This window comes from Moraxella sp. CTOTU47616 (assembly GCF_032017465.1).
In the GTDB taxonomy this organism is placed as follows: domain Bacteria; phylum Pseudomonadota; class Gammaproteobacteria; order Pseudomonadales; family Moraxellaceae; genus Faucicola; species Faucicola tetraodonis.
On the sequence record NZ_DALZPU010000001.1, the window covers coordinates 40,850 to 59,138 of the forward strand.

The following is an 18,289-nucleotide window of genomic DNA, read 5'->3' on the forward strand; positions in this document are numbered from 1 at the left end:
ATTGAGCATACGGTTTATGGTTTATTGCCGTCCAACATCAGCTTTGGCTGAAACAGCGCCAAACTGAGCATAATACTATTGAGCCATAAATTACTGGTGCCATAACTTAAAAACGGCAAGGTCACCCCCGTGAGCGGTAAAATTCCTAAATTCCCTGAAATGGTGACAAGTGCCTGAAACACCGTAATCACCACCCACAGCAAAATCACCCACGCCAGCAAAAAATAACCACCCGATAACAGCCGTGATTTCATCTGCTCACTGGCGAACGCCATCTGCTGACGGGCAATGAGCGCAAGCCACGCAAAATACACCATCATCAGCACCACACTTGCCCCGATACCCACCACTGCCATCACCGAGGTAATCGTATAGTCACTTTGCATTTGTAGCGGCACGCCCTGACAGCCCGACAAATGGCTGTTTGTTAAGTGATAACCACACCACGGAATATCGCCAAACCCATAGCCAATCATCGGCACACTATCGCGAAACCAATGCAAAATCGCCATCTGATCGTTGCTCGCCACAAACGGATTGACCCACGCATTGACCCGCTCGGCAGTACGCGCATCAAATCCGCTTAAATTCACCAACACCATCATCAGCAAAAGCAAAATCGCGGTACTCGACAACACGCCCAAAATGTAACCCCGTCCGCCCATTTGGAAAATTTTGTTGGATAGCGCCACGCCCACCAAAAAGGTAAACAAAAACAAAAATACCAGCATGGTGCCTTTTTCATTGGCAATACCCAGCGCGATAAATGGTAACAGCACCGCAAAAGCAAGCAGCAGGGTCATTTTTTTGGAGCGGAAAAACAGATGATTAATCAAACTGCGTTGGTTAATCGCCAAAAACACGCCCAAAAACACCATCAGCCAAATCTTTGACAGTTCAGCGACTTTCGCACTGTCACTGTGAATTAACACTGCCAAGCCCAAATAACTCACCGCAAAGGCAAGCAGCCACACACGCGCTTTAGTCATCGCCGATTTGACATTACCCCAACTGCTGTGTAGTAAGTTATTGGCAACGAGGGTTTTAAGCCCCCAACTCAGCAAACTGCTAATCGGGCGAGCCAGGCTAATAAACACAAAACACCAAAACAAATCTTTGAAATGATTGAGAAAAATATAACGCAGTGACAGATAACTACGGGTGCTTAAATCAAATAAAATCATCAAGCCAAAGGTGGCAAAGCCTACAAACAACGGATAAATCCACGCAGATGACAGCATGGCACGGTTGTCGGGGAATTTTTCCATGAACCGACGCATGGGGGAAAAAATCGTCAATACACTCAGTAGCACGCCGACGCAAAACAGCACGCCCCCCACCATCATCGGCAGAATCACCGTATGGCTAACACCCGCAATAACCAGTCCCCACACGGTGATGGCTATCGGCAACACTTCTAGCCAGTGCTTACGCCGCGACAGCCACAGTAACCCCCACGTCACCCACGACCAAATACACACCTGAGTGAGCATTCCCAAATGCGTGGGCGTGCCAATTAACGGCAGTAAATTGTTCGCTTGCAGGGCTTTTTGTTGGTTGTTATTGGCGTCATAGATACTGGCGACATCGTTTGCCGATTGATTTAACAGTTTGGCAATGGCGGGCTGATTGCTAAACAGGCGATTGTAGGCAAAACGTCGATTACCATCGGCAACCGCAAGCAATGACACCGCAAAATTAGCTTGGTCGGCAGGGGATAATTTATCGGTTTTTACCGCCATTAAGTTGTCTAAACTATCGAGTTGCCCGCTAGCATTAAGGTGTAGCCAATCTTGGCGATTGCTGAGTTTATCGCCACCCAAATTCACTTCGGTTTCATTCTCAACCAATTCGTTTTGGCGTTGCTGTTTGCCTTGGGCTTGCCATGTGGCCGCTAAGGCTTGTTGGGTTTTGGTAAAATGTTGCTTTGCCTCACTCATTAATTGTGCGGGCTGACTGGCTTGGGCACAGGCTTGAGTCATGCCATAGTTAGGATCATTACGGTTGTCATACAGATTAGTAATGACATTGTCGCCACAATATTTGCTGAGCAGTTGCGGTTTGGCGATGCCTTCAGTATAGCTGGTGAGTTCGAGTTGATAACGCTGCAGTTTGGGTGAATGGGCGTAATCTGCCAGTAAAAATGCGCCAATTAACAGGAGCCATACCACCGCTAAAATTATGATTTCGCTCAACGTTTGCGCTTTGGCGTTAGGTTTTTTGCTGGCTTTTGTACGACTCACTATGTTTAGCATGGGGTTTTCCAAATTGATTAACTTTTTTTATTGCTATCCCTGTTTAAAAATTAATTGGGGTCATACAACACCACCGTGCGTGCGATTAAATCATGCAGCGTTTGTTTACGGGCGGTAAACCACATCAAAAAACCAAATGGCAATAAGATAAGCTTTAAGGTTTCGCGGATTAACGCATGGAAAAAATTAACCCGTTGTCCCTGCATACCAAACACCCACATACCCATAATCACCTTGCCCACCGTTGCTTGTCGTCCCAAACAGGTCAATAACGTCATATAGAACAAATAAAATCCATACGCTATCAAGGCAAGCGTTTGATCGCTAAACCCACGAATGCCAAGCTGCGGTAAAATCTGCGGCAACAATAATTGATAAGCCAATCCCAACAATAAACTGACTAACGCTAAATCAAATAGATAAGCCAATGCGCGGCGCACAAAACCTGCATACAGCATGGTATAAGCCGGCTTACGAGTCTGCAGCGCGGTCGAAGGCAGCTGATTGGTAGCGGGCGTTGGGTATTGGCTAGGTTGCTGGGGTTGCACTGCAGGAGCGACATAAGGATTTGCATAGTCAGTGGGTTGTGCGGGTGGATTTGACGCCTGAGCAATATCAGGCTGTTCATAATTAGGCTGTGCATAGATTGCTTGAGCAGGTTGCTGCATAGGTTGACTAGCCTGAACAGGCGGCATATCGGTCAGTTGATAATTGCCTGTAGATGGATTTGGCGTATAACTTTGCCAAGTAGAATGTTCTGGCTGGTTCGCGTTATGGGTACTGTCATAGGCATTATAGCCACTTGACTGTACAAACGAATTTGCTTGCTGCGGCTGAGTATGATTATCAGATTGTTGCGCAAACTGACGACTGCCACAATTTGGGCACATAACCGCAGTTTTTGGTAATTTTTGACCACATTGTTGGCAGACAATAATCATAGATGTTTACTACCCTATTTTCATATTTTCAATTTGATAAACTAATTTGACGATCCAACCACCCAGTTGTATGGCGGCAAACACTCAGCAGGCACAGGATTGGCGCCGCTACTGTTTTGCTGGTCGATAATGGCTAACACTTTCTCGGCGATGGGTACCAGTTCTGGATAGGTTTGCGGATAATTTAACATGTTTTGGCAACGTTTTTGTTGATCGTCAGTGGTATAAAACTGTGCCAATAACGACCCCACCGCGCCTTTGTCATCACCCGCTTGCAGTGCCATTGCCGCTGCCAATTCAATCATATACGTATTGGGATATTTGCTGCTATCACGCGGCGTTTGTAGCGCATAAAGCAAAAAAGATTTGCTATAAGGATAGTTGTTTTTAAATAAATAATAAGCAAAATTGGCGACATATTCGCCTTGGTTGGGATTGTATTTCACTGCTTGCGCTTGAAGATAAGCGGCGGCTTTTGGGTCTTTTTTGCGCCAGTAATAGCTTTTTGCTGCTTCATTGAGTTGTTTGGCGAGCGTTTTATTCGTGGGCTGCTGTTTAAAATAGCCCATATCCGCGTTGCGAAAGGCTTCAAGCGAGTATTGCTTTGTCGCATTGATATCTTGGCTGTAACCGAGCTCTTGCAGCTGTTTGAGCGATGGCTCGGCAAACTCACCCACCTTGACGACTTTATCAAAAAACTCGGGGCTAATACCGAGCGTGTCTTGATACAGCTTGGCTACGCTAGTTTGCGACGAGGAAGAAAAAAAGCCACTTTGCTCTTTAAGCGCTTGCGTCATAGTGGCTTTTGCAGTCGGTAGCGATTTGATGATGGTGCTGTAACTATTTTGGCTTTTTGGTTTTTTTTGTGAATTATCATCGGTACTTGCCGCTTTGGTATTATCGGACTGATTGGTAGTGGCGGATTGTGATGTCGTCGGTGTTGAGGCGGATTTTAACCTTGATACGCCATAGCCACCGATTGCCACTAGGGCAGCAATCATCGCTATCAGCCACCCTTTAGAGGGCTTTTTGACAGATACCTCACCGGTAGAAGTAGTATACGGTGGCGTAGTGGGTGTCGTCTCTGTAGTATCAGTGTGATGCGTGGGTGCTGTTCTCGCATCTGTCATTGTATCTAGCATCGTATCTGGCATCGCCATTGAATGAGTCGCCGGTGTTTGGGTCGCGTCATCGACTGCATCCCCTGCATTGACTACATTTGCATTGACTATATTGATGGGTTGGCTCGGTATGCCCCGGTGACTGTTAGCCTGAGTATTGAGCGATTGCTCAAGCCGACGATTATTTGCCAATGTCTCATCACCCATCAAACCGGCCAAAGCCGCGCTTGGCTGATGACTTGGGTGATTTGCGGCAGTGGACGCTACAGAAGCACGGGTGGGCGTGGTTTGCCAGACGCTGGTTGTCGCTGCAGCGATGATTGCGGGCACAGGTGTGACGGGCGTGGTTAACGGGTTATTGGGTACGGTTAAAAACAGACAGCGATGACAGGGTTTACCAACAAAATGAATGTGGCTAGCATCATTGGGATAATTTTCACACACTTTAAACTGGCGGTGTTGAACCAATCCGCGTAGATGGTTTTCCCACTCGGCGGCGCTTGGGCGATCAGTTGGATGGGTGGATAAAAACGCTTTATCAAACATTGCACGGGTTTGGTCATCCCAACACATATGAATGCTGTTTTTTAGCGGGGCAATCTCTGGGTGTGGCTGCAAGCCATAAGCATATAGCCGCTCTTTGATAAATTGGTCGGTGTTGCGATGGGCAGCATTTTTTAATCGGTCTGAGACAGGGATAAAATAAAAAGGATGAATACCATTGTTTAAAATTTTAAACAGCTCAATCGCCAGTACAAAACGGTCGTGTTTTTCATCCAACAAACCAATATCTTTGTGTTCATGGTATTCAGGACTGGTCATTTCAGGTGATATGACAGGACTGGGATAAACGCTGCCATCACTGGCAGTAATACGATAGCTATCACAGTCGATAAACCCAACGATAAAGCCTTTATAATCATCATCCATGCCCGTGCTTGGCTCTGGCATCAGGCGCATATTGGCTTCTTTAAAATCAATAAAAGCATGCCCATGACCATGTAAATCCGCCATCAAGGCGCTAATATTGGCACACAGCTGCACACGATAATTGAGACTCTGCTGATAGGCGGTCAGTTTTGCTGCTTCTCTTGGGTACATAAAAGGATTGAGCGATAACGACCTATCAAAATCCAGCTCTGGCATGGCATAGCCAATGAGCTCATCATGCTCGCCGACAATCAGATGTCTCACCCAAGCAAACTGGGTATACCCTACCCCATTAATTACTTGATAAATATGCTCAGGCGGGCGCGCCATCATGGCTTGTAGTTTGGCAACGCTAGGGTTTTTGGGATCGGTGGGATTTTTAAAGATTTTTGCCACCAAATTACCCGTGCCTAACAGATTACCGAGACGGTAGACAATGCCCATACCGCCAGAGCCGATCTCATGAGAGATAGGCAAATCAATGGTGATACGCTGATTGTTTACAATTAAATACGGCATGGACTATCTCTTGGGGTTGGAAGCTGAGGTGGGTAAAGCGGCTAACTCAGTGCTAGCAGTGGCACTCATATGATTTACTGGCTCAGTAATACCCAAATAGTATAGCTGTATTTGCTGATTGCCGCTAGAATCGCTGACCGTGCTAGCAGGCAAACCCGTACCCGTAACCGTAACCGTAGAGGCGGTAGCTGCGGTATTGGTGGTAGAGCTAGTTAAAATTTCTGATAGCCCTTTATCGAGCGTCAGACTATCCAAGATTTCCGTCTTTTTGCTTAACCCAGCTATTTGGCTCGTCATCGATTTGATAGGCAAGCTAATTTGGCAGTTATAGTAATGCATGGTGGGCTGGATGGTGACCCCTAAACTTATCAAATCATGGGTATCGGTAACTGGCAAGCAGCTTGCTTTAGCGGCAAGTTTGACAGCATGATTGTTAAATTGTGAGTCGGTCAAAGTAGCCTCGGCCTCGGTATGTTGGTTTTGCAAAGCGGTACTCGCTGCGCCACTGGAAACTCTGGCAACCGTTGGGTTTTTATTAGCGACCACCGTGGTAACAGTGGCGGATAATAAGGGCTGATTCACCCTATTTTTGTTTTCGTTTTTATTGTCGTTTTTAGTTTTAGCGCTGCTTGTTTGTTTGGATTTGTGCTCGATGACATCGATAGACCCACCTTGCGGGCTAGCTACTATCACTTTTAGGATGGGATCATCGATGGGATTGCCACTATCGGTAACCGCTGCGACTTTGCTCAAATCAATGGCATAGGAATCACCCAGTGCGTGCGCGGTCAGTGGGGGCGTTATAGCCGAGGTGGGCGTTGTGCTTGCCACCGATGCCGCCGTATTGGCATTGTTGACAGTTTGCGTCGGCAGCAATCGATCTTTATTTACCCAGCCTAATATACCGGTGCCAATGAGCATCGCTGCGCCAGCCATCATAGCGGTATTACGCCGCTGTCTGGTTGAGTCACTGACGGACTGCGAAGGGGGCAACACCTGCGACGTTGTAGCCGCTGGCGTTGCAGGAGCAGTATGTACACCACTGGCTTGCGGATTTGGGTTAGGCGCTATGTTATTGATGTTACTGGAGCTTATGTTATTAAAGGCTATATCATCTGGCGTGCTAGTGGCGCGGGTGTTTTTATGATTGACAGCATCGGTATGCCAAACCGTGGGGTTGTTTGGTGCAGTCGCTATAGTGTCATTTTCTAGGGTTTCATTTTGCCCCTCAACCATCGGTTCAAGTTTTTGATAATGCTGTTGATTTTTTAATAACACCACCAAGGATTTATCATCACCGGTTAATCGATAGGTCGCAGGGTTGCTAAGTGCCTGTTCAATAATCGCGCTGCCCTGCTGTGAGCTTTGACTTTGGGTTAAATTAAATAGCAAGTTGCCAAAAAAAGGGCGGTAAATTTTGGGCGTAATACTTGCGCCTTCAAATACCAAGTCCGCACAGCCATCCGACATCAGTGCAAGGCAATCCACTTGCGATAAATCAATGGGCTCAACCCTTAAAAAGGATTGCCAATTGTCTTGGGTGATAAAATGCGTCTCATTGACGTATTCATTCTTGCTATCATCCCCGTACACTTGCAAATTGGTGAAATAATCAATGTGAGGATGGCGCACAACAAATTGGCTGGTGATAAGAGGACTATCACCGATTTGCACCAATAGTGCTTGATGATTTGAATGGATGAGTAGCCCAGTAAAGGTGGTGTGATAATCTCTTAGGCTCGATTCGGCGGTCAGCTGTGATTGCAGGTCGAGGCGTATTTGTGATAATTGCTCGATAATTTGCTGTTTAAGTTGTCCTAAATCAAACGCAATGCCCCTGTGACTGACACTGATACTGACACTGCGACTAACACCGAGACTGAGCAGCATTTTTCCAATCGATTGACTAAAAAACGCTGCCCCTGCTTGGCTAAATTTTGCCGAGCCCGCCCCATCACATACCACAGCGACCAAACCGTCTTGGGTTTTTTGCAAATAGATACTGTCTTGATTGGGCAGGTTGCTGTCGATATGGGATTTACCAATACTGGATGCGCCATACACTTGCCAAGATGGTTGGACTGATGAGTGCGATGATTGCGCGAACAAATCCGTGGTTTGGTTCATCATTATCCCCAATTTTTTTTAGGTTCTTTTATTGTCATGAGCACTGAAGGTGATTGTCTTTACCATCAACTTTGAATGGTCGCCCACGGTGAGATGCTCCCTAATTGCACGGTTTCTCCAGGCGCAGATTGTGACACGGTCTTAAGACTCGCGGACAACCACACAAAAAATTCGACAAACTTAACGGAGTTGAGATGCACGGGCGGGGTTAAAATCGACAGTTGCTTGAGCATCTTAACTTCTTGCACGCCCGCATCAATGGCAATCGGATAAATAATACATTGATTATTTTGTTCGGCTTGGTGACATTGATTGATAGCCGCCTGCCACACATCTTGGCTGTCGGTGGGCAGACCATCCGTCATGGCAATAACCCAAGGACGGGTATAATTGATACCGTTGTCGCGTAGATTGATACGCTCTTGCTCAATCAAATTGAGCGCAAGTAACATACCTTGTCCGAGCGGCGTCATGCCATTTTCACGAAATTTAATGGGGAAAAAATCAATCGCATCCGTCCAGTCCATCATCAGCTCTGCGGTATCATTGACCCCGCCCACGATGACAATGGCCAAACGCACACGGTTGCGGGCTGTTTCATCTTTCATCAAATCATGATAAAACGCTTCAATCCCTTCATTGAGCATATCGATACGGCGTTTGTCGCCATTGCCTGAGCGTATCGCCATTGAGCCTGACAAATCTAACACCAGAACGCACAGGGTACGCTGGGCAACGTTATTGCCGTAGTCGATTTCTCGAAACTGGGGGGTGAGGGCTTGCGGGATGGATGGTGGCGTAGACTCAGTTGCGGTTTGAAAATTGGGCATGGGGTTGTGGGCGACCATAAAAGATATCCTATTTTTATAAAAATTATTGTAATCGGTATCTCAGCAAAAGCCGATACGAAAAGCAAGGTTTTTTGTGGGGATTTAATTAACAACAGTCAAAAATATTTCTACAATCTTACCAAAAGGGCTTAAATACTCCCCCGAACCGTTAATCATAAGTCATAAACCATCACTTATAAATTGTAAGTTATAAAAAACCCCTAACACGCGGTTAAGGGTTTTGATTATTTAAGCTATCTTAGTTTTTTAACAAGCTTATTTAATAAGCGCCTTCAACAGGTTTATCTAATAAGCTTAGTCTTTTAACACTTCTGCCATGGCATTGGCTACATAATCGATATTGCTAGCGTTTAGACCGGCAACCGAGATACGCCCATTAGCGACCATATAGATACCAAAATCTTTGATAATGCGCGCTACTTGCTCAGGGGTGAGACCAGTATAGCTAAACATACCATTTTGCTTGGTGATATAGTCAAAACTGCGACCCGGTAATTTGGCTTCTAAACTGTCACGCAGTTTTTGGCGCATGTCTTTGATACGATCGCGCATCACATACACTTCTTGTACCCATTCATTGAATAACGCTTCGTCATTCATCACGATATCAACCACGTGACCGCCGTGCGAAGGTGGGCTTGAGTAAATGCGGCGGATATTGAACTGCAATTGACCTTGTACCGCTTTGGCTTGTGCTTCGTCTTTACACACCACAGATAAACCGCCAACGCGTTCACCATACAGTGATAGATTTTTTGAGAATGAGTTACTGACAAAGAACAACAAACCCATGTCTACTGCTTTGCGAATCGCATAGACATCTGCATCCATGTCTTCACCAAAGCCTTGATAGGCAATATCCATAAAGGCAAGCAAGTTTTTCGCTTTTACCACTTCAAGCACTTTATCCCATTGCGCTTGGGTCAAGTCAACGCCCGTTGGGTTATGACAACAAGGATGCAGCAACACCACATCATGGGCTTGCAAGGTGTTTAAGAAAGCAATGAGTTCATCAAATTTGATGCCATTGGTCGCTGCATCATAATAGGGATATTTGCCCACCGCAAAACCAGACCCTTCAAAGATACCAATATGGTTTGCCCACGTTGGGTCAGACACATAGCATTTGGCTTGTGGAAACCAAGCATGAATAAAATCAGCCCCGACTTTGAGCGCGCCTGAACCACCGATGGTCGCTGTGGTTGCCACACGCTTGTCTTTTAATACTTGTGCGTCTTTACCAAACAATAGGTTTTGGCAAGCGGCGCGATAACCTGGCAGACCGTCCATTGGCAGATAGGGACGGGGTTTTGGTGGATTAGCGATTTGTGCTTCAGCTTTTTGCACACAGTTGAGGACGGGTAATTTACCGTCATTATCAAAATATACACCCACACCCAAATTAACTTTGTCGGCACGTGGGTCTTGTTTATGCTTGTCCATCAACCCCAAAATCGGGTCACCCGCATACGGTTCTACATGTGAAAACATGAATAGCTCCTACATTTAATTGATAAGTTTGACTGCTAAAAAATTTACGCTAACGTGGCATTGCCCAAATATTCAATGTCAACGGATAAGGATAAACCTTGTAACCCAATAAAACAACCGTCACGCCTATTTTTTTGCTGGTCTAAGCGCTTTAATTAGCAAAAATTCAGCCCTGTTAAAGTGTCCTGTTCAATGGGTTAATTGACCCATGCAGTTACATTTTTTCACAGCAGTTATCGCATAAATTGCAAATTTTGCGTGTTATTTACATTTATAACTTATATTTCTATCAACAATATGCGCATAATAATTTCATCAATTCCATGTGTATTTTTGAGGAAACACAATATGATGATGACCGCTATAAAAAAATCCCAAATCGTTGCCGCGTCAGTTGCGGTGATTGCCATGAGTGCCGTGGCAACGCCCAGTAATGCGCGCACCGTTAAAGCCGCCGCTAAGAAAACGACAACGGTAACCACGACCCGCGTGGCGCCAAAAACCACAACGATTGTTAATCAACATATCGATGGCACGAGCGATACGGTGATGGTTCGCCCTAATGGATTTACCATCGTTGACGGTATGCCATTTTACCCGACACAAATTGTCACCACGCCGACTTATCGCACTGTCTCTACGCCTGTCGTCACTACCACAGCCCCTGTGGTAACAACAGCGCCTATTACAACACTGCCTAGCACGACTGTAGTGTCAACATCGAATGTCAATACCACCACCCCAGTGACGGTACAAACAGGCTCAGGCGCGACAGTAACCGTGTCAAAACCTGCTACCGTTGTTTCTACTACTACGACAACTCCCGTATTGCTACCGGCATCAACGCCTGCGATAGCGACAATGACCACCGTGCCTGTCACGCCCGCACCGGCTATTATCGTGAATCCGTAATTCGTAATTCGTGATTCGTAGACACTAATTAGTTAATCTACCAAAAGCAAGACGTCACATGTTGTCGTCTTGCTTTTTTTTAACCGTATTTTTAGCCGCTGATAAGGTAAAATACTCATCTTAAGTTTAATTTTGCAACCTATTTTTTATGTTTTTATCTGCTCATATATGAGATATGCAAGGTTTACGCGATGAATTATGAAAGATTGCAAGACAAATTATCCATCTTAGCCGATGCTGCCAAATATGATGTTTCCTGTTCATCAAGTGGCAGTAAGCGTGACAATCATAATAAAGGACTCGGCACGGCTAATTCGGGTATTTGTCATAGTTATACCGAAGATGGCCGCTGTGTTTCCTTATTAAAAATATTGTTTACCAATCATTGTATCTACGACTGCGCGTATTGCACCTCACGGCGCAGTCACGATACGCCGCGCGCAGCATTTACTGTTGAAGAAGTGGTTGATTTGACCATGCAGTTTTATCGGCGCAACTATATTGAAGGCTTGTTTTTAAGCTCAGGGATTTTTAAATCGCCCGACTATACCATGGAGCGATTGGTTCGTGTCGCCAAAACCTTGCGTCTTGCGCACAAATTCAATGGCTATATTCATCTAAAAACCATTCCCGGTGCATCTGCTGAGTTGATGCAGGAAGCAGGATTGTATGCCGATCGCTTAAGCGTCAATATGGAAATCCCCACCAAATCTGGCTTGGCATTTCTCGCACCTGAAAAAAACCATGACGATATGAAAGCGCCAATGAAAGTGGTACAAGAACAAATCGTGGTGTTTAAAGACAGTAAAAAGCAACACAAACATACCCCAAAATTTACCCCAGCGGGTCAAAGTACCCAGCTGATTGTGGGCGCAGCGCAAGAGACCGATTTACAAATCATCCGTTTATCGAGCCATTTTTATCAAGAATATGACCTAAAACGGGTGTACTATTCAGGGTATGTGCCTATGCTCAGTGACAATCGCTTGCCCGCCATGGGTACCCCTGTGCCGATGGTGCGAGAAAATCGCTTGTATCAAGCGGATTGGTTAATGCGTTTTTATGGATTTGAAGCAGAAGAAATTCTACCCGATGACCATCCGTTTTTGGATTTGGACTGTGACCCCAAATTGGCTTGGGCGATTCGTAATAAGTCACATTTCCCCGTCAATATCCAAACCGCGCCCTACAAAATGATTGTGCGTATTCCTGGTATTGGTACCCGAACCGCCAAAAAAATTGTTCAGGCACGAAAATTTTCGACCTTGACGCTCGAACATCTCAAGCAAATGGGCGCTGCCGTAAACCGTGCCAAATACTTTATCGCACTCAAAGGTCGCAATGAGCATTTAAGTCATTTAACCCAGGATAACTTTCGCGATTATGTACTGGCGCAGACCCAAACCAAATTCAAAGCCGAACGGCATGGTCAATTGGCGTTGTTTTAGCATTATTATTTTAGAATTAATTTTTTAAAATCAATCTTTTAAAATTAAGGTTTTAAAGTCCACTGTGCAAAAGGTCAATCTTTTATGGATTTAGTGACGGCTGAGACCCCCATTTTAATCTTTGATGGCAGCTTTGAAGGCTGGCTCACGTGTGTGTTCACCATTTATGAGAATGGTTGGCAGCACACCCCGATTGTGACCATTCAAGCCGAGCATGAAGTGGTGCCCAATTTTTGGCAAGACACTGTCACCGTCGCGACCGATGAAGCCAAAACTTTACGGGTGAGTGATAAATTAGCGCACGTCTTTGGCAAAAACGGTATGCGGCAACTGCTGTGGGGCTTTTTATCAGAATCGCCTACCGTGTATAGTCATCTGTTTGGGGTGGTACGGTTTCAATTGTCCAATCCCAACCTTGATGTGTGGGAGAATTATACCCATGCGGATGTGATGGCAGTGAGCAAGCTTATCAAAATGGTCGGGCGTGAGCGCCACCGTATGCAGGCGTTTGTGCGATTTGAACAAATGCAAATGCCAGACACTGAAAAACCGGTATATTTTGCGCGCGTTGAGCCCGATTTTAATGTATTACCCATTTTGCATCAGCATTTTAAAGAACGCTATGCCGATCAAACTTGGGCGATATATGATGTCAAACGCGGGTTTGGTATTTATTACGCTCACGATGATCCCAGCGAACAAGTCCATATCATCTTTGATGTAGATGATGAAGCGCTACTGCATCCGCAGCAATTTTATAGCAAGGCAGAACAACAATACCAAACGCTTTGGCAAAAATATTTTACCCATGTGACCATCAAAGAGCGGTTAAATCGCAAGCTGCATATTCAGTATTTGCCAAAACGCTATTGGAAATATTTGACGGAAAAAATGGGTTAGGTTAATAGCGGGGCGTACCCTAATCGCTCACTAACACGCCTCAATAACGCCTCAGTAATCTAATAAAAGTAATATTACGGTAAAAAATTATGGGTTTGCTAGGGCTTTAGGGTGTCGAGTAATTTTTGCATGTCTTCGGGCAGGCGTGCTTGCACTTTAATAGTCTCGCCTGTTTTTGGGTGGATAAAGCCAAGCTCATAAGCATGTAGCGCCTGACGCTGGAACTGTTGCACGATGTGTTTTTGGTCGTCATCCAAGGTTTTTAGCAATATTGCATTTTTACGAGCAGCGCCATAGAGCGGATCTCCGAGCAATGGAAAACCCAAATTTGATAAGTGTACGCGGATTTGGTGGGTACGCCCTGTTTCAAGACGGACACTGACCAATGAGACAGCGTCGCTTATCGCCGTGATTTTCTCAAGATGGGTGACAGCGGGTTTGCCACTACCCACCACCGCCATTTTGGTGCGCTGGGTCGGATGGCGACCAATGGGTGCATCAATGGTGCGATGGCGGGCAAGCTCAGCCGCAGACGCTAACACAATCGCTTGGTAAAGCCGGTACACGGATTTGTCTTTAAGCTGATTAATTAGATGCAGCTGGCTTTGACTGTCTTTAGCAATCACCATTAAACCCGATGTTTCTTTATCGATGCGATGTACCAATCCTGCTCTAGGTAGCGTGCGGCTATCAGGATAATGAAAAAGTAGCGCGTTGACCAGCGTACCTGACCCATTACCTGCACCAGGATGGACGACCAAGCCTACGGGCTTATTGATGACCAGCACCGCCTCATCTTCATACAAGATATCAAGTGGGATATTCTCAGGCAAATCTTGCTGTTGAGCGGTCAAACTCGCTTTAAGCATCAGTACATCGTTGGGCTTAAGACGATATTTGGGTTTTTGCGCCGCACCGTTTACAGTTAGTTCGCCTGACTCAAGCCAATGTTTAATTTGCTCACGCGAATAATCGCTAAACACCAAGGCAGCAATTTTATCAATGCGCTCCCCTATTTGCTCAGAGTTGACTGTATAATTTTGGATAATTTGATGATTGCCAGCGTCGTGGGTCTGCAAGTTTTGAGTGCTTGGCTGTGGTTGTGACAGGTTTTCCCATTCTTCTTCGAGTTGATTGGTATTGTTTTGAGTCATAGATTCAGTTATAGGTTCAATGTTTGCATCGATGGGATTTAAGTTGTTCGGATGTGAGGCGATTGGCGTGGTCATAAACAGTTCAGACTTATTGTATAGGGGTTTGCAAAATTAATATGCGCGGATAGGTCACAAAGTATAACGTTTCGTGATAGACTTAGTGAAATTTTTAATACAATATTTTGCATTCAGTTTTGAACAATAAGTATTATGATGGGCAAATATTTTTGCAATAGATTTGAGGTTCGTATGCATCATCTTTCCAAAGTTGTGGGTGTCACCGCAATTACTGTGGCTTTGACCACTTTATCTGGCTGTCAAACGCTAAAAAATTCAAAATTGTTTGGTGGCAAAGACGAAGTCGTCGCGACCAAAGCTGAAAAAAGCGAACAAGGCTACTACCAAGCAGCGTCTGACAACATCAAAAAAGGCAACCTTGCTAAAGCGATTAGCCAGTTAAACGATTTGCGGACTTTCTATCCTGTGGGTGATTACAGCGAGCAAGCGTTACTTGACTTGATGTATGCGCAGTACCAACATGGTGACTATTTGGATGCGATTGCCAGTGCTGATCGTTTTATCCAGTCTTACCCATCTAACCCGCAAGTTGACTATGCTTACTATGTTCGCGGCATCTCAAATATGCAGGCAGCATCAGGCGGCGTGATGAAATACACCAAGCTCAATCCTGCACACCGTGATATGGGCTATTCGCGCATTGCCTTTAATAACTTTCAGCAACTGATTAATCGCTTCCCAAACAGTGCGTATGCTCCAGACGCTGCGCTACGTATGCGTTATATCTATAACCAATTGTCAGAAAGTGAGATGGATGTAGCGCGCTGGTATATTAAACGCAAAGCCTATGTGGCAGCCGCCAACCGTGCTAAATGGGTATTTCAGTACTATCCACAAAGCGAAGCGATTCCAGAGTCTATTGCAACCATCGCCTATAGCTATGACAAACTGGGAATGACAGATACCGCCAACCAATATAAACAACTACTTCGTATCAACTACCCTGCGCTGATTGATGCGCGTGGCAACGTCAAACTTGATAATACCCGTACCGGTTCAAACTGGTTAAATAAAGCCACATTGGGCGTGCTGGGTCAAAGCTCACAAAATGCTGCTGTTCAAGGGCTAGCTCAGCAGTCGGGGCAATACTCAGGCAATACCAAGCCGCAAGTGATTCAGACCTCAATTCAGCAAGCTGCGGCAATGCGCCTGCCAAGTCCGGCTACCACGGCAAATGATGAAACACCGACAAGACCACGTGAGACTACAATTGGTTTGGGTCTGCCACCTGACAATACCAGTCAAGTCAAATAATCTATAAACCCTGTTAACATTAGCTAGGTTTATCCTAGCTATTTTTTTTCAATCAGCTAATTTTTAACTGGAAATGCGCTTTTTACCATGAGTAACAATGCCATCATTGATCAAATCATTGCCAATGCTGATATTGTCAAGATTATTGGCAAGCATGTGGAGCTCAAACGTTCGGGCAATGAATTCAAAGGCTGTTGCCCTTTTCATGGAGAAAAAACGCCCTCATTTTTTGTCAATCCGCAAAAGGGGCTATATAACTGTTTTGGCTGTGGTGTCGCCGGCAATGCGCTCACCTTTTTAAAAGAGTACGAAAACCTCACCGCGGGTGAAGCGCTCAAAGAATTGTCCCGTCAAACGGGGATTGAACTGCCCAAAGAACCTGTCAACAAATCACATACCTATAAAAAAACACCCATTCAGCCCAAACCTGCTGTATCGCAAGCAAGGGCATCCTCTCATCAAAATCTAGCTCAAAGTCCCGCTCAAGCCCTCTCTGACTCAGATGTTGCCGAGCGTCCGTCTATTGACGATGCAGAGGCTTTATGGATAGACGCTTTTGATGATTTTCAAACGTCTGATAACTTAGATACGAGCTTTATCCCTTTTGGCGAGTATGATGACGCAAGCGTTGGCGGATTTTCACCCTTTGATGACATGGGAAATAACAGCCCGCAGGATAGTTCATCAAGTTTATACGACTTACTCACCCAAATCTGCCAGTTTTATCAAAATCAATTACAGCAAAATAGCTTTGCCCAACATTATTTGCTCAAACGTGGACTGACGCCGCACACTATCGAAGAATTTGCCTTGGGTTTTGCCCCAAACGGTTGGCAACATCTTGAAGAAGCCTTCCCCCAAGACATCGAAGGTTTAAAAATCTTGGGATTGGTGCGCACTTCGCAAAATGGGCGTGATTTTGATTTGCTGCGCAATCGGGTGATTTTTCCCATCCGCGACCAACAAGGACGGGTGATCGGCTTTGCCGGTCGCACCATGTCTGATGATGAGCAGCCCAAGTATATCAACTCTTCAGATTCACCTGTATTTCATAAGCAAGCCGTGTTATATGGTCTTTTTGAAGGCCGCAAGGCCAAAGCCAAAGACTGGCTGGTGGTTGAAGGTTATATGGATGTCATAAGCCTTCATCAAGCGGGCGTGTATGGCGCAGTTGCCTCCATGGGAACAGCATTGGCGCAATCACAAATCGAAAGATTACTGCAATTTAATCCCATACTTACTTTAAGTTTTGATGGCGATAGTGCAGGACAAAAAGCCGCTTGGCGTGCCATGGAAGTGGGATTGCCTGCGCTCACTGATGGCAAGGAATTGCACTTTTTGACACTGCCAGATAATCATGACCCTGATAGCTATGTCAAAGCGCATGGTTTGTTAGCGATGCAGCAACAAATCGCCCAAGCGGTTCCCCTATCAGCGTATTTGTACTCAAGTCTGACGCGTCAATATCCTACCAATACCCCTGAAAATCGCAGCAAAATTTTGCAGCAGCTCTCTGCGCTGACCCAAAAACTGCCAAAAGGCAGTTATGGCTGGTTGCTGCGTGAAGACATCAAAAACAAAATGGGATTGGGGCGAAAAAACCAAGCACGGCAAGCGCAAGATGCCCTGCTCAATTTTGATAGCGAATTGACGGTACAACTGCATCTGCAGCTGTGTTTTTTGTTTCAACCAGAGCTGTTAGGCAGTCTGGAAAATAACCGCATTAGCCAATCTGTCATCCGCGATATTTATCAGCGCAGCGAAGCGGCTAATGTTTTTAAACCGAAACACCCCTCTACCAAACCGACAGCCCCGATTCGATTGGACGAAAATTTAACGGGTGACACTGAGGGTATCACTCATGCCATGGATACGCCCTGCAAAAACTATGATGAAAGTTGCTGCCTAACTTGGCAAGCCATTGCCGATGAAGAACTATTGAAGTTGATTACTTGGATTCAAACCATTCAATCAAGATTGCAGGATTTTGATAACCCAAAATGGTCAACTTACGATCGAATCAATGCCAAAGCACATTTTATACTGGCGGGCTTGACCTCAGAGCAGCAAAACAAACTTATCAAACATTGGGCGCGGTTTTTTAAGGAACTTAGTCAGCGCAATATTGATGATATCTCAGACCTGGTGACAGAGTTGGTGGTTCAACTGATGTTAGAAAGCCTACAGCGCGAACAAAAAACCCTAAAAGCAGACTTAAAGGCGCTGAGCCTATGTATCAAACACCACCAAGCGATTTTAACTTGGCTTAGAACATGGCTACAGCGCAAAGAGGATTAATTCATCGCGT

12 protein-coding genes are annotated in these 18,289 nt (G+C 45.4%); 5 read left to right on the forward strand and 7 right to left on the reverse strand.

Going from position 1 to position 18,289, the window contains the following annotated elements; all coding sequences use genetic code 11:
* Positions 1-14 precede the first annotated feature (14 nt).
* The 6 genes from RTS10_RS00155 to RTS10_RS00180 all read right to left on the reverse strand — a co-directional run bounded on the left by RTS10_RS00155 (position 15) and on the right by RTS10_RS00180 (position 10,235).
* Complete coding sequence (locus tag RTS10_RS00155) at positions 15-2,255, reverse strand: FtsW/RodA/SpoVE family cell cycle protein (RefSeq protein WP_312538664.1); 2,241 nt, start codon at positions 2,253-2,255, stop codon at positions 15-17.
* Positions 2,256-2,305: 50 nt separating this feature from the next.
* Positions 2,306-3,196 carry an RDD family protein gene (locus RTS10_RS00160; protein ID WP_312538665.1) on the reverse strand — a complete coding sequence of 297 codons (891 nt, stop codon included), beginning with the start codon at positions 3,194-3,196 and terminating at the stop codon, positions 2,306-2,308.
* Between the two features lie 41 nt (positions 3,197-3,237).
* Positions 3,238-5,766 carry a hypothetical protein gene (locus RTS10_RS00165; protein ID WP_312538666.1) on the reverse strand — a complete coding sequence of 843 codons (2,529 nt, stop codon included), beginning with the start codon at positions 5,764-5,766 and terminating at the stop codon, positions 3,238-3,240.
* A 3-nt stretch (positions 5,767-5,769) separates the two neighbouring features.
* Positions 5,770-7,896 carry a PP2C family serine/threonine-protein phosphatase gene (locus RTS10_RS00170; RefSeq protein WP_312538667.1) on the reverse strand — a complete coding sequence of 709 codons (2,127 nt, stop codon included), beginning with the start codon at positions 7,894-7,896 and terminating at the stop codon, positions 5,770-5,772.
* A gap of 62 nt (positions 7,897-7,958) precedes the next feature.
* Positions 7,959-8,741 (reverse strand): vWA domain-containing protein, encoded by a 783-nt coding sequence (locus RTS10_RS00175; protein WP_096488929.1) that lies wholly within the window; start codon positions 8,739-8,741, stop codon positions 7,959-7,961.
* A gap of 297 nt (positions 8,742-9,038) precedes the next feature.
* A complete protein-coding gene (locus RTS10_RS00180) occupies positions 9,039-10,235 on the reverse strand; it encodes an amino acid aminotransferase (RefSeq protein WP_099808062.1) in 1,197 nt (398 codons plus the stop codon).
* Between the two features lie 348 nt (positions 10,236-10,583).
* Between RTS10_RS00180 and RTS10_RS00185 the strand changes: the two genes are divergently transcribed.
* From RTS10_RS00185 to RTS10_RS00195, 3 genes are all read left to right on the forward strand, one after another.
* The gene (locus RTS10_RS00185; protein ID WP_312385783.1) at positions 10,584-11,147 is read left to right on the forward strand and encodes a hypothetical protein; all 564 of its coding nucleotides are present in this window, start codon (positions 10,584-10,586) and stop codon (positions 11,145-11,147) included.
* Positions 11,148-11,338: 191 nt separating this feature from the next.
* On the forward strand, positions 11,339-12,595 hold the full coding sequence (locus RTS10_RS00190) for a putative DNA modification/repair radical SAM protein (protein WP_007115294.1): 1,257 nt from the start codon (positions 11,339-11,341) through the stop codon (positions 12,593-12,595).
* 84 nt (positions 12,596-12,679) lie between these two features.
* The gene (locus RTS10_RS00195) at positions 12,680-13,495 is read left to right on the forward strand and encodes a TIGR03915 family putative DNA repair protein (protein WP_282849509.1); all 816 of its coding nucleotides are present in this window, start codon (positions 12,680-12,682) and stop codon (positions 13,493-13,495) included.
* A gap of 98 nt (positions 13,496-13,593) precedes the next feature.
* On the opposite strand, the gene RTS10_RS00200 is transcribed toward RTS10_RS00195, so the two are convergent.
* On the reverse strand, positions 13,594-14,724 hold the full coding sequence (locus RTS10_RS00200; protein WP_312538668.1) for an RluA family pseudouridine synthase: 1,131 nt from the start codon (positions 14,722-14,724) through the stop codon (positions 13,594-13,596).
* Between the two features lie 174 nt (positions 14,725-14,898).
* Between RTS10_RS00200 and RTS10_RS00205 the strand changes: the two genes are divergently transcribed.
* Both RTS10_RS00205 and RTS10_RS00210 read left to right on the forward strand, forming a co-directional pair.
* Positions 14,899-15,981, forward strand: coding sequence for an outer membrane protein assembly factor BamD (locus RTS10_RS00205; protein WP_312538669.1), 1,083 nt, complete (start codon positions 14,899-14,901; stop codon positions 15,979-15,981).
* Positions 15,982-16,068: 87 nt separating this feature from the next.
* Positions 16,069-18,279: a DNA primase gene (locus RTS10_RS00210; RefSeq protein WP_312538671.1), complete on the forward strand. Its 2,211-nt coding sequence runs from the start codon at positions 16,069-16,071 to the stop codon at positions 18,277-18,279.
* Positions 18,280-18,289 lie beyond the last annotated feature (10 nt).